The sequence below is a fragment of the Streptomyces sp. NPDC002018 genome, from assembly GCF_042890865.1.
Lineage (GTDB): Bacteria > Actinomycetota > Actinomycetes > Streptomycetales > Streptomycetaceae > Streptomyces.
Window position 1 is genome coordinate 128,549 of sequence record NZ_JBIASO010000001.1, and the last position, 12,651, is coordinate 141,199.

Annotated in this window: 10 protein-coding genes; 4 read left to right on the plus strand and 6 right to left on the minus strand. The window is 71.1% G+C overall.

Translation table 11 applies throughout. From position 1 onward, the window contains the following. Nucleotides 1–169: 169 nt before the first annotated feature. Nucleotides 170–1,585 (plus strand): phytoene desaturase family protein, encoded by a 1,416-nt coding sequence (locus ACFYYH_RS00600; protein WP_388543930.1) that lies wholly within the window; start codon nucleotides 170–172, stop codon nucleotides 1,583–1,585. A gap of 277 nt (nucleotides 1,586–1,862) precedes the next feature. On the opposite strand, the gene ACFYYH_RS00605 is transcribed toward ACFYYH_RS00600, so the two are convergent. Then, nucleotides 1,863–2,414 (minus strand): spore-associated protein A, encoded by a 552-nt coding sequence (locus tag ACFYYH_RS00605; protein ID WP_388543932.1) that lies wholly within the window; start codon nucleotides 2,412–2,414, stop codon nucleotides 1,863–1,865. A gap of 498 nt (nucleotides 2,415–2,912) precedes the next feature. Between ACFYYH_RS00605 and ACFYYH_RS00610 the strand changes: the two genes are divergently transcribed. From ACFYYH_RS00610 to sigJ, 3 genes are read left to right on the plus strand one after another with little or no spacing between them, the layout of a single operon-like run. Beyond that, nucleotides 2,913–3,341, plus strand: a complete 429-nt coding sequence (locus ACFYYH_RS00610; protein ID WP_388543935.1) for a hypothetical protein — start codon at nucleotides 2,913–2,915, stop codon at nucleotides 3,339–3,341. Between the two features lie 34 nt (nucleotides 3,342–3,375). Then, nucleotides 3,376–4,128, plus strand: coding sequence for an SDR family oxidoreductase (locus ACFYYH_RS00615; protein WP_388543938.1), 753 nt, complete (start codon nucleotides 3,376–3,378; stop codon nucleotides 4,126–4,128). A 7-nt stretch (nucleotides 4,129–4,135) separates the two neighbouring features. Further along, nucleotides 4,136–5,107, plus strand: coding sequence for an RNA polymerase sigma factor SigJ (gene sigJ, locus ACFYYH_RS00620; RefSeq protein WP_388543941.1), 972 nt, complete (start codon nucleotides 4,136–4,138; stop codon nucleotides 5,105–5,107). 45 nt (nucleotides 5,108–5,152) lie between these two features. Here the strand turns inward: sigJ and ACFYYH_RS00625 are convergent, their stop codons facing one another. From ACFYYH_RS00625 to ACFYYH_RS00645, 5 genes are all read right to left on the minus strand, one after another. Then, entirely contained in the window at nucleotides 5,153–6,151 is a 999-nt protein-coding gene (locus ACFYYH_RS00625; protein ID WP_388543943.1) for a cytochrome d ubiquinol oxidase subunit II, read from the minus strand. Further along, nucleotides 6,148–7,599 carry a cytochrome ubiquinol oxidase subunit I gene (locus ACFYYH_RS00630; protein ID WP_388543946.1) on the minus strand — a complete coding sequence of 484 codons (1,452 nt, stop codon included), beginning with the start codon at nucleotides 7,597–7,599 and terminating at the stop codon, nucleotides 6,148–6,150. The genes ACFYYH_RS00625 and ACFYYH_RS00630 overlap by 4 nt, the downstream gene beginning before the upstream one ends. Nucleotides 7,600–7,759: 160 nt before the next feature. Continuing rightward, nucleotides 7,760–9,202 (minus strand): class II fumarate hydratase, encoded by a 1,443-nt coding sequence (gene fumC / locus ACFYYH_RS00635; protein WP_388543948.1) that lies wholly within the window; start codon nucleotides 9,200–9,202, stop codon nucleotides 7,760–7,762. Beyond that, complete coding sequence (locus ACFYYH_RS00640) at nucleotides 9,199–10,863, minus strand: NAD-dependent malic enzyme (protein WP_388543951.1); 1,665 nt, start codon at nucleotides 10,861–10,863, stop codon at nucleotides 9,199–9,201. Before ACFYYH_RS00640 ends, fumC begins: the two co-directional genes overlap by 4 nt. 130 nt (nucleotides 10,864–10,993) lie before the next feature. Next, nucleotides 10,994–12,565: an acetolactate synthase large subunit gene (locus ACFYYH_RS00645; RefSeq protein WP_388543954.1), complete on the minus strand. Its 1,572-nt coding sequence runs from the start codon at nucleotides 12,563–12,565 to the stop codon at nucleotides 10,994–10,996. Between the last annotated feature and the right edge of the window lie 86 nt (nucleotides 12,566–12,651).

A 12,651-nucleotide genomic window follows, 5' to 3' on the forward strand; every position in this document is an offset into this window, starting at 1 on the left:
GCTCCGGTTCACGCTCGCGTCCGCCGCGCTGTCCGCCGCGCTGTCCGTGGTGCCGTTCGTGGTGCCGTCCGTCATGGCGTTCATCGGCGCGGACCGTACCCGCTCTCGGGCTGTCGGTGCCCGGGAATATCCTGGGGCTTCTTGCCATCGGCTACGAAGGAGTCCGAAGGTGACGTCGATGCTCGATGCCGTCGTCGTGGGAGCGGGACCCAACGGGCTGACCGCCGCCGTGGAGCTGGCCCGGCGTGGCTTCTCGGTGGCCGTTTTCGAGGCCAAGGACACCGTGGGCGGGGGCGCCAGGACGGAGGAGCTGACGCTGCCCGGCTTCCGGCACGACCCCTGCTCGGCCGTGCACCCGCTGGGCGTCGGCTCGCCCGTCTTCGGGACGATGCCCCTCGGCCGGTACGGACTGGAATGGCTGCACCCCGAACTGCCGATGGCGCATCCGTTCGACGACGGCACGGCGGCGGTGCTGTCCCGCTCGGTCGCCGAGACGGCCGCGTCCTTCGGTCCCCGTGACGCGGGCACCTACCGCCGTCTGGTCGCGCCCTTCCTCGGCCGGTGGGACACCCTCGCCCGGGACTTCATGTCCCTGCCGCTGACCGCGCTGCCGCGCGACCCCGTCACCCTCGCCCGGTTCGGGCTGGCCGGGCTGCCGCCGTCGACCTGGCTGTCGCGCCGCTTCCGGGACGAGAAGGCACGGGCCCTGTTCGCGGGGCTGGTCGGCCATGTCATGGCTCCTCTGAGCGGGATCGCCACCGGCGCCGTCGGGCTGATCTTCGCGCTCGCCGCGCACGCGGGCGGCTGGCCGCTGCCGCGCGGCGGCTCACAGTCGATCTCCGACGCCCTCGCGGCGTACCTCCGTGATCTGGGCGGTTCGGTCCACACCGGCTACGAGGTCAAGCGCCTGGACGAGCTGCCGCCCGCCCGTGCCTATGTCTTCGACACCTCGCCGACCGCCCTGGCCCGTATCGCGGGTCTCGGCCGCGCGTACGACGGTTACCGCTACGGGGCGAGCGTCTTCAAGATCGACTACGCGATGGACGGGCCCGTGCCCTGGACGGCGGAGGAGCCGCGGCGGGCCGGTACCGTCCAGATCGGCCCCACCAGCGGGGAGATCGGCACCGCGCTGCGCCGGGTCGTGAACGGGGAGCCGCCCGTGACACCGTTCCTGATCACGGCCCAGCCCAGCCTGGTCGATCCGTCCCGGGCTCCCGAGGGCAAACATGTCTTCTGGGCGTACGGTCATGTCCCCAACGGCTGGCGGGGCGATCTCACCGACGCCGTCGAGCGGCAGGTGGAGCGCTTCGCACCCGGCTTCCGCGACCGCGTGCTGGCCCGTGCCACCGCGGGCCCGCCCGAGCTGGCCGCCCGCAACGCCAACTATGTCGGCGGGGACATCGCCTGCGGGGCCGCCTCGGGATTCCAGCTCCTGCTGCGTCCCAAGATCTCCCTCTTCCCGTACGCCACCCCGCACCCCGCCGTCTTCATCTGCTCCTCCGCGACCCCACCGGGCCCCGGTGTGCACGGCATGTCCGGGCACAACGCGGCGAAGGCGGTCTGGCGGCGGCTGCGCGAGGCCTGAGACCGGGCGGCCGTCCCGAGCACGGGGCGGGGGAGCGGTGTGGTGCGGTGTGGTGCGGTGCGGTGTGGTGTGGGACGAAGGTGTCACACCGGGCCGTCGTCGTCGGACTCGGCGTGGCCGCCGCCGGCATGGTGTCACCGACGGCGGCCGTCCGGCGCACGGAGATCCGTGCACCGGGTCCGTGCTGTGTGTGGTGTGGCCCCGTGGGTCCATCGCCTGGTGACCTGGTGACCTGGTGACCCGGTGACCCGGTGGCCCCACCTGGTGACCCGGTGGGTCAGCGTGTGCCGGCGGTGACGCCCGCGCGCGGCGCGGCGGAGGGCTCGGCCACCTTCGAGCGAGCGGTCGTCCCACCGTCCTTCGTCACACGGGTCGCCGTGAGCGAGCCGCAGTTCGAACCGTAGGTCCAGGTCTCCTGGTTGGAGATACCACCGGCCCAGTCCGCGCACAGGCCACGCCCGTAGGCGTACACCGGACCCGCGTACGAGTAGTAGTAGTCCCCGTCGTAGTCCCCCTGACCCGTCTCGGGAATCCCCAGGTAGGAGAACATGTACACCGGCGCTCCGCTCGTCTTGCGGATCGTCACCACACAGTTCTTCCCGCTGCCGGAGTTGTACGTGAGGTACACCGTGCCCTGCTTGCCGATGTCCGCCCAGTTCACCACCGTGTACCCGCTCCCGCAGACGCCGTTGTACGCGGCCTGAGCGGCAGCGGCGGCGGCCGGCGCGGCCGGTGCGGCGGCCGCCGGCTGGGCCATGACGGTGGCCGTGCTTCCCACGGCGAGCGCGGCGAAGGCCGCCACCGCTGCCGCGCGACGTGATGTGCGCATGTCTTTCCCCCTGTTTCCCCGGATGCTTGTGCATCTCATCCAGTAGGACCCGTGGATCACGCACCTCGTTGTACGGAACCGCGGCCTCTACTTGAGGACTGCCACCGGCGCCGCGGTGACACCTTCGCGGCACCGCCTCGCGAGCGGCGACCCGCGGCCGTACGCCCGCGAATTGACGGCGTGTCACCCACTCATCCCGGGGTACACGCGGGACATGACACGAAAAACACCCCATCCGCCGACGCACGACGAGACAACAGGGAGGTCATGATGACCGGACTGATGACGGCCGCCGGGGATGCCTCGGCCGCTCCCGCGTGGCTGCATGTGACGGTGATGATCGGCGCGATACTCATTCTGGTCTACAGCCTGACCAGGCACAGCAACTAGCCGCTCCGCCCCTTTCGGGAAGAGACCCCGGCACGCCGGATCGTGGCACTCCGGCGGCGCGGGACGGTTCACACCTCACATCGGCGGGGGCTGTCTCGTCATAGGGGTATGAACATCAGAATCCGGTACGCCGTGCTCGGCCTCCTGGCCGTGGTCGCGCTGTACACAGGCCTGTGGGCCTACTTCTCCCCCGCGGGGTGGTACGCGAACTTCCCCGGCTTCGGACGGAGCTGGCTGCCGCAGCTCGGCCCCTACAACGAGCATCTCGCCAAGGATGACGGGGCCATGTTCCTGGCGCTGGCGCTTCTGACGATCATCGCGCTGCGCCAGGTGCGGAACAACCGGTTCGTCCGGACGACAGGTGCCGTGTGGCTGGCCTTCAACGTGCCGCACCTCATCTACCACATGCAGCACCTCGACATGTACGGGACAGTGGACCAAGCGCTCAACGCCGTCCTCCTGTCCGCGCTGGTCATGGTGTCGGTCCTCCTGCTGATGCCTGCCCTCCCCGGACGACGGGACGGGCACGCACGATGACGTACGCGAACACAGGGACGGCGGGAGGCCCGGCATGCGGGTAGCGGTGGCGGGCGGAACCGGGCTGGTGGGACGGCACGTGGTCGAGCAACTGTCGGCGGCGGGGCAGGAACCGGTCGTACTGGCACGGTCGCGAGGTGTGGACCTCGTCACGGGCACGGGACTCGACGCGGCCATGGCGGGGGTGGAGGCGGTCGTCGATGTGAGCAATGTGACGACGATGAGCCGCCGGAAGGCGGTCCCGTTCTTCGAAGCCGTCGGAGGCAACCTGCTGGACGCCGGTGCGCGGGTCGGGGTGCGGCACCACGTGGTGCTGTCGATCGTCGGCATCGACCGGGTCGGTCATGGCTACTACCAGGGCAAACTCCGCCAGGAGGAGAGGGTGAAGGACGGGCGGGTGCCCTGGACCGTGCTGCGCGCCACCCAGTTCCACGAGTTCGCCCAGCAGACGTGCGACCGGGGCCCGGGACCTGTCGTGGTCGTGCCCCGGATGCGTACCCAGCCGGTCGCGGCCCGTGAAGTGGCCCAGCACCTCGTGGAACTCGTCCTCGGCCCGGCGCGGGGCATGGCTCCGGAACTCGCCGGACCACGGGTGGAGCAGCTCGTCGACATGGTGCGCGCGCTGCCGCGGGCCGGACACCGGCGCCGGCTGGTGCTGCCGGTCACGTTCCCCGGCCCGGCGGGCGCCGCCATGGCGGGCGACGGCCAGCTGCCGGCCGGGGAGGGGCCCCGGGGCAGCCGTACCTTCGAGGAATGGCTCGCCGAGAGCGTCGCCCGGGAAGGATGAGGAAGCCGTGCCCACCCCCTCAGGACCCGGGCCGTCAGGACCCGGGCGGGACCCGACCCTCGGCTCCCTCATGGCCGAGCGCCGCAGGCTGCTCGACGTCGGCTACCGCATGCTCGGTTCCGTACAGGACGCCGAGGACGTCGTCCAGGAGACCTACGCCCGCTGGTACGCCCTGTCCGAGGAGGAGCAGCAGGCGGTCGACACACCGCTGGCGTGGCTGACCCGGGTCGCCTCGCGCGTCTGCCTCGACCACCTCGCCTCGGCGCGGGTGCGCCGTGAGCGGTACACCGGCGAGTGGCTGCCCGAGCCCGTCCGGGGCGGTGCCGCGTGGACCAGCGCGGCCGGCGGGGGCGCGGGCGATCCGGCCGACCGGATCACCCTCGACGAGTCGGTCGGCATGGGGATGCTCGTGGTCCTGGACTCGATCACTCCCGCGGAACGGGTCGCCTTCGTCCTCCACGATGTCTTCGGCGTGCCGTTCACCGAGATCGCGGAGACGGTGGGCCGCTCTCCCGCGGCCTGCCGTCAGCTCGCCTCCTCCGCCCGTCGCCGCCTCGCCCACCGGCGGCCCGTCGGCGGTACGGGGCCGGAGCACGGACGGGTCGTCTCCGCGTTCCGTGAGGCGTGCGAGACCGGTGACCTCGCCGCGCTCGTCGCCCTCCTCGATCCCGATGCCGAGTCGCGCAGCGACGGGGGCGGCAAGGTGCGGGCGGCCCTGCGCCCGGTCGTCGGCCGCGACAAGGTGGCCCGTCTCTTCCTCGGCCTGATGCGCAGGGAACCCGAGGTGGAACTCGGGGAGGAGGGCATCAACGGCGCCCCTGGTCTGACGGTCCGCGTCGCCGGAACCACCGTGGCCGTCCTCACCCTGGAGGTGCGCGACGGTCTGATCACCCATCTGTGGCTGATGGTCAATCCGGACAAGCTGCACGGGTGGACCTCCGGCGGACCTTCCGCCGGCCGGGACCACAGGACCCGGTGACACCCACCGGCCCCGGCCGCCCTCCTGGGTCCCCGAACCGCCGCGTCAGGTCCGTGACTCCAGCCTTCCACGGTTCTGGAGGATGTAGAGGGCGGCCAGCGACGGGGCGATGAGCACCCCGGCGGCCACGGCCACGGCGGTGAGCACCCAGAGCGTGGGCACCGGCGCCGCCGCCTCGGCGATGGTGAGGTGGGTGCCCAGCAGGAACGGGTACTGCGCCACGCCCCAGCCGCAGACGACCGTCGCCACGGCCAGGGCGGCCAGCACGCGCAGGGCGTAGGGCTTCTCGCGGCGCAGGAGGAAGAGGCTGAGCAGCCCGCACAGCGCCGAGACGATGAGCAGCGGCAGCCCGCGGTGGCTCAACTGGTGGAACAGCCGGGGGGAGTCGGCCTGGAGCACGAAGATCCCGGCCAGACCGACCACACCGGTGGCGATCCCCGCGAGCAGCGCACGGCGGCGGAACCACTTTTCGAGCCAGGGGCTCTCCTGTTGCCGGGCGGCGGTGGTCAGATAGACGGCGGCGAGGTAGGCGCACACCGATACGGCCAGTACCCCGCCCAGGACGGACGTCGGGTTGATCCAGCTTCCGACCGCGTCGCCGTTGCCCGCCGTGGGGACCCGGCCGGACGCGATGGCACCGGCCACGCTGCCGAAGCAGTAGGGGGTGAGCACCGAGGACAGCGCGAACGACGCGCCGTAGATGCGCTGCTCGGGAGTGCGCATCGACGCCTTGCGGAAGGCGAAGCCCGCGCCGCGCAGGACGATTCCCAGGGCGGCGAGGCCCAGGGGGAGGTAGAGCGTGGTGGTGATGGCCGCGAACGCGGCGGGGAAACCGCTCCACAGCATGACGAGGCAGTAGATCAGCCAGGTGTGGTTGGCCTCCCAGACGGGGCCGATGGACACATCGACGAGATGGCGGGGCCTGCTGCCGCGCGCCGCGCCGCCGGCGGTCAGGTCCCAGAAGCCGGCGCCGAAGTCGGCGCCGCCGAAGAGGGCGTAGGCGATGACGCCGATGAACAGCAGGACCGAGACGGTGTCACTCATGTCTGCCGGCCTTCTCCCGTGTGTGCGTCGGTCAGCGGCCGGTTGGGACCGTAGGGGACATCCAGCCCCTCGTCGTCCCCCTCGCCCCCGCCGGATCTCCATCGTCTGGTCAGGGACCGCAGGATCAGTACGGCGCCGGTGCCCACCGCGCCGTAGATGGCCAGGGCGGCGGCGAAGAACGGCCAGAGATTGCCCTGTGTCGCCACGGCGTCCCGGGTGAGCAGCAGACCGACCACCGTCCACGGCTGCCGGCCCACCTCGGTGACCACCCAGCCGCTCTCCAGGCACACCACGGCGACGACTCCGCTGAGGGCGGCGCAGCGCAGGAACCACCGGTTGGTGGGCACCTGCCGTCGGCGCCGGCAGAGCCAGGCGAACCAGAGGACCAGGAGGAGCAGCAGGGAGGCCGTTCCCACCATGACGTCGAACGCGAGATGCACGACGCTCACCGTCGCGTCGTCGGGGCGTACCGCGGGGGCGATCGCGTCGAGTCCGCGGATCTCCGTGGAGGGACGGAACCCGGCGAGCAGCGAGGCCACATCCGGAATCCTGAGTCCGTACCGCACCTCGCCGTCCACCAGCACTCCGCCCAGTGTCTCGGGGACATGGGTTCCGGTGTCGGGCAGCAGCTCGATCGCGGCGAACTTCGCGGGCTCGCTGTGGAAGACCTGCCGGGCGACGACATCACCGACATAGATCTGTACGGGCAGGATGACGCCCGCCACGACGAACCCGATGAGGAAGCCGAGCCGGTGGTAGTGGTCGCGGCGGCCCTTGAGCATGCCGACCGCGTAGACCCCGGCCACCGAGAACCCGGCGACGATATAGGCGGCGAGCAGCATGTGCACGGTCTCGAACCAGAAGGCACCGTTGAAGAACACCTCGGCCGGGCGGACCTCCACGACACGGCCGTCGCGCAGGGTGATACCGCCCGGCTGGTTCATCCAGCTGTTCGCGGCCACGACGGCGGCGGTGCCGCCCATGCTCGCCAGGACCACGGGGACGCCCGTCCAGAAGTGCGCCCAGGGAGGCAGCCGCTTCCAGCCGTAGATATAGATCGAGACGAAGATCGCTTCCAGGAAGAAGAAGATGCCTTCGATCGCGAACGGGAAACCGAACGCGGCGCCGTATCTGCCCATCAGCCCCGGCCACAGGATGCCGAGTTCGAAGCTCAGCACCGTACCGGTGACCGCTCCCACGGCGAGCAGTACGGCGGCGACCTTCGACCAGCGCTGGGCGAGCAGCAGGGCCTGGTCGTCGCCGTGCCGCAGACCCCGGTAGTTGGCGATGAGCATCAGGGCAGTGAGCGCCACCCCGAACGGCACCAGGATGATGTGGAAACCGAGAGTGAAGGCCATCTGCTCCCGGGCGGGCAGAAGCTGCGGCGGGTCACCGGCCGAGGCCGCGGCCCGCAGCAGAATTCCGGCGGCGTATGTGGAGGATGGCATTCCCGCATCGTCCCCGCGCGGGTCGGCGCGGTGGTCCGGCGACACGGACCGGCGGCGAGTGACACCCGTTCAGGTGACCGGCAACCATGACCGTCTGCGAACCACGTCCGCCCCGGGCGCCTTCGGGTCCCGGCGCTTCGGGCCCGGGGGCCTCACGGTGTCAGCCGGAAAGCCCGGCCATCGCGCGGGGGTTGATGACGCGGTCGTACTCCTCCGCGCTGAGATAGCCGGTGGCGAGCGCGGTTTCGCGCAGGGTGGTGCCCTCCTCGGCGGCCCGGTGGGCGATCTCGCTGGCCCGGTCGTAACCGATCTCGGGGGAGAGGGCGGTGACCAGCATCAACGAGCGCGCGACGTCCTCGTCGATACGGTCACGGTGGAGTTCGGTGCCCTCGATGCAGTAGACCCGCAGTTTCTCGCTCGCGTCGGCGAGGATCCGGGCGCAGTGCAGCACATTGCTGATGATGACCGGACGCATGGCGTTGAGTTCGAAATTGCCCTGGCTCGCCGCGAGGGCGACGGCGCTGTCCTCGCCGAGGACCTGGATGCAGACCATCACCATGGCTTCGCACTGGGTCGGGTTGATCTTGCCGGGCATGATCGAGCTGCCGGGCTCGTTGGCGGGCAGGGCGAGTTCGCCCAGACCGCAGCGCGGCCCGGAGGCCAGCCAGCGCAGATCGTTGGCGATCTTCATCAGCGGCACAGCCACCGCGCGCAGTCCCGCGGAGGCGGCGGCCATCGCGTCCAGCCCGCCCTGAGCCGCGAAATGGTTGGCCGCCACCCGGAAGGGACGGCCGGTGAGACGGGCCAGCTCGGCGGCGACCGCGGTACCGAAGTTCTCGGGAGCGTTGAGCCCGGTGCCGACGGCGGTCCCGCCGATCGCCAGCTCGTACAGCGCGGGCAGGGTGGCGCGGACACGCTCATGGGCGTCGGCGAGCTGGGCGGCGTAGCCGGACCACTCCTGGCCGACGGTCAGCGGGACCGCGTCCTGGAGATGCGTACGCCCGACCTTGACCACCTCGCGCCATGACTCGGCCTTGTCCGAGACGGCCTGGGTGAGCGCCGCCAGCGAGGGCAGTACATCGTCGTGCAGCGCCCGCACGGTGGCGAGATGCATCGCGGTGGGAAACGTGTCGTTCGAGGACTGCCCCATATTGACGTGGTCATTGGGGTGGACCGGCGTACGCGAACCGAGGGCGCCGCCGACGAGCTGGATCGCGCGGTTGCCGATCACCTCGTTGACATTCATATTGCTCTGGGTGCCGGAGCCGGTCTGCCAGACATAGAGCGGGAAGTGCGCGTCGAGATCCCCGGCGATCACCTCGTCGGCGACCTTGGCGATCAGATCCGACTGCCAGCGGGGCAGCCGGCCGTCGCGGCCGTTGACCAGGGCGGCGGCCTTCTTGACATAGCCGTAGGCGTGGTAGACGGCCTTGGGCATCCGGTCGTCGCCGATCGAGAAGTGGATCAGCGAGCGCTGCGTCTGCGCGCCCCAGTACCGGTCGGCGGGCACCTCCACGGCGCCCAGTGAGTCACGTTCGGTACGGGCGCCCTCGGCCTCGATGCCGATCGGCAGATCCCGCACCACCGGAGGCGTGCCGCTCATCGGACACTCCCCTCGTCGGGCAGGGGGCCGTACCGCGGCTGCCACATCGCGTCCTGCACGGCCTGCACCAGATCCTCCGGGGCGTTCTCGGCGACGCCCTCCGAGATCGCGGCGCGCGCGACGGCGACGGCCACGGTGGCGGAGGAGGCGCGCAGGTCCGACACCGGCGGCAGCAGGGACGCGCCCGGCGCGCCCACCCGCGCCTGTTCCGCGACCGCTTCCGCGGCGGCCAGCAGCATGCCGGGGGTCACCCGCCGGGCCCGCGAGACAACGGTGCCCAGGCCCAGTCCCGGGTAGAGCAGGGCGTTGTTCGCCTGGCCGATGACATGCCGGACGCCGTTCAGCTCGACGGGGTCGACGGGGATGCCCGCGGTGGTCAGCGCTTTGCCGTCGCTCCAGGCGAGGATGTCGGCGGGCATCGCCTCGATCCGCTCCGTGGGGTTGGAGAGCGGGAAGATCACCGGCCGCTCGACATGCCCGGCCATCGCGCTCACCACCTCCCGGGTGAAGGTGCCCGGGGCGGTGGACGTTCCGATCAGAAGGGTGGGCCGCGCATGGCGCACCGTGGCCAGCAGGCCGATACCGTCCCGGTCCGACCAGTCACTCACCTCGGCCGCGGGGCGGGCGTACTCGTGCTGGTAGTCCCGCAGACCGTCCATGTCGTCGGTGAGCAGCCCCTGCTTGTCCACCAGCCACACCCGGCGCACCGCGTCGGCCGGTTCCAGACCGTCCCTGACCATCGCCTCCACGAGCTGGTCGGCGATCCCCACCCCCGCGGTGCCGGCTCCGAAGACCACCACCCGCTGATCGCGGAACGGGGTCTTGGTGACCTTCACGGCGGAGATCACGGCGGCGAGGGTGATCGCCCCCGTGCCCTGGAGATCGTCGTTGAAGATCCGGTAGCGGTCGGCGTTCTGCTCCAGGATGCGACGGGCGTTGTCCGGCCCGAAATCCTCGAAGTGCAGCAGCGCGTGCGGGAACAGATCGGCGGCCGTCTCCAGATAGGAGGCGACGAAATCGTCGTAACGCGCGCCTCGGGCGCGGCTGCGCCGTACGCCGAGATAGAGGGGGTCGTTGAGCAGCGTTTCGTTGTCGGTGCCCACGTCCAGCACGACGGGCAGGCAGCGGTCGGGATGCAGACCGGCCGCCGCGGTGTAGACGGCGAGTTTGCCCACCGAGATCTGCACACCGTTGACCCCCCAGTCACCGATACCGAGGATCTCCTGCGCGTCGGTGACCACCAGCATGTCGACATCGTCGGGCCCCAGACCCTGCTGCTCGAAGGCGGTCCGGATGTCCTGTGGGTGGTCGATGGACAGATACACCCCGCGCGGGCGGCGGAACTCATGGCTGTACCGCTTGATCGCGTCCCCCACCGTGGGGTCGTAGACGATCGGCAGCAGTTCCGCGAGATGGTCGGCCAGCACCCGGTAGTACAGAACCTCGTTGCGGTCGTGCAACTGCTCCAGATACACATTCTTGGCCAGCGCGTCGGGCTGGCGCTGGAGCTGCTCGTACGCGCGCTGGAGCTGCTCGTCCAAGGACAGGACGGCATCCGGCAGCCAGCCCACCAGCTCCAGTCTCTCGCGTTCCTCCGTGGTGAACGCGGTGCCGCGATTGGTCAGGGGATTGGACAGGACGGGAGGCAGGGCCTGGGACACGGGAACCCTCCTTGTCGACGATCCGGGATCCGCGTTCTTCCATCGTCACTCCCATCCGTGCGCCTCGCTCGTGCAGACGGGTGCGGCCGGTGCGCGGCCGGTGCCCGGTCGGCCGCCGCCGGACGGCGCCTCAGACGGCGGGCGGAACCATGGCTTCGACGAGATGGGGACCGCTGGTGGCATAGGCGTCACGGAGGGCGTCGGAGAGTGCTTCGGCGGTGGTCACCCGTCGAGCCGGTACGCCCAGGCCCTGGCTGAGGGAGACGAAGTCGGTGACCGGGTCCGAGAGATCCAGCATGCGCGCCGACCGGTCGCCGGAGGCTCCCGCGCGCACCTGGGCCATTTCCATCCGCAGGATCGCGTAGGCGGAATTGTTGATGATCACGGTGGTGACATCGAGCCGCTCGCGGGCCTGGGTCCACAGCGCCTGGATGGTGTACAGGGCACTGCCGTCCGCTTCCAGGGACAGTACGGGCCGGTCCGGCGAGGCGATGGCCGCTCCGGTGGCGACCGGCATGCCCTGGCCGATCGCGCCGCCGGTCAGCGTCAGCAGCGTATGCCGGGCGGCCGTGGCCATCACGGGCGGCAGCGCGAGACCGGAGGTGATGGCCTCCTCGACCACGATCGCGCCGGGGGGAAGCGTCAGGGCCACCGCCCGTGCCAGACTCCGCACCGACAGGGGACCCGGCTCCGGCGGCTCCGTGACCGCGACGGCCGACCGCGGCCGTTCGCCGGGAGCGATCCTCGCCGCGATCTCTTCGAGGGCGGCGATGACATCCTGTCCGGGCTCGGCGAGCTCCAGGACCTGGCAGCCCTTCGGCACCAGATCACCGTCCCTGCCGGGGTAGGCGAAGAAGGACACCGGCGCACGGGCGCCGGCCAGGACGATACGCCGGACCCCGGACAACTGCTCGGTGGCCCGGTCGACGAAGTACCCCAGCATCTCCACCGTGGGCACCCCGGCCCCGCACTCCATACGGGCCGGGAAGGTCTCGGTCAGCAGCCGCGCCCCGGTGGCCCGGCCGATGCGGTCGGCGGCCCGCAGCCCCGCCTCGGCCAGGGCACGCCCGCCGAGCAGCAGCAGCGTGTCCCCGCCCTCGCCCAGCGCCCGCGCCGCCTCGGCCGTCGTCCGCCCGTCCACCGGATCGGGCGGCACGGGCGCCCGGGGCGGGACCGGGGCGGCACCGCTCTCCCAGGAGACATCGGCGGGCAGCACCAGAGTCGCCACCTGACCGCCGTCGTGGCTCGTGGCCCGCACCGCCCGTACCGCGTCGGTGGCCACGTCCCGCGCGGTCCCCGAGGTGTGGACCCAGCCCGACACCGTGCGAGCGAGCGCTTCGATGTCCGACTGCAGGGGAGCGTCGAAGCGGACATGACCGGTCGCGTGGGAACCGACGACACACAGCAGCGGGCTGTGCGCCCGGCGGGCATTGTGCAGATTCGCCAGACCGTTGCCCAGACCGGGCCCCAGATGCAGCAGTACCGCGGCGGGGCGGCCGGTCATCCGGGCATAACCGTCCGCCGCGCCCGTGGCGACCCCCTCGAACAGGGCCAGGACCCCACGCATCTCGCGGACGGAGTCCAGCGCGTGCACGAAATGCAGCTCCGACGTCCCGGGATTCATGAAGCACACATCGACACCCGCCCCGACCAGACTGTGCAGAAGCGCTTCGGCTCCTGATACCGCGCCGGTCCTGGTCACCGTTTCCTCCCTCGATCAGTCACTGCTGCGGCACATATGACAAGCGACCACCTGCTTATCGTCCCGACGGGCATGTCCCTTGAGCA

Coding starts and splice junctions, on each gene's coding strand:
- ACFYYH_RS00605 (WP_388543932.1), bottom strand. CDS start 2,414: ATGCGCACATCACGTCGCGCGGCAGCGGTGGCGGCCTTCGCCGCGCTC.
- ACFYYH_RS00610 (WP_388543935.1), top strand. CDS start 2,913: ATGAACATCAGAATCCGGTACGCCGTGCTCGGCCTCCTGGCCGTGGTC.
- ACFYYH_RS00615 (WP_388543938.1), top strand. CDS start 3,376: ATGCGGGTAGCGGTGGCGGGCGGAACCGGGCTGGTGGGACGGCACGTG.
- ACFYYH_RS00625 (WP_388543943.1), bottom strand. CDS start 6,151: ATGAGTGACACCGTCTCGGTCCTGCTGTTCATCGGCGTCATCGCCTAC.
- ACFYYH_RS00630 (WP_388543946.1), bottom strand. CDS start 7,599: ATGCCATCCTCCACATACGCCGCCGGAATTCTGCTGCGGGCCGCGGCC.
- fumC (WP_388543948.1), bottom strand. CDS start 9,202: ATGAGCGGCACGCCTCCGGTGGTGCGGGATCTGCCGATCGGCATCGAG.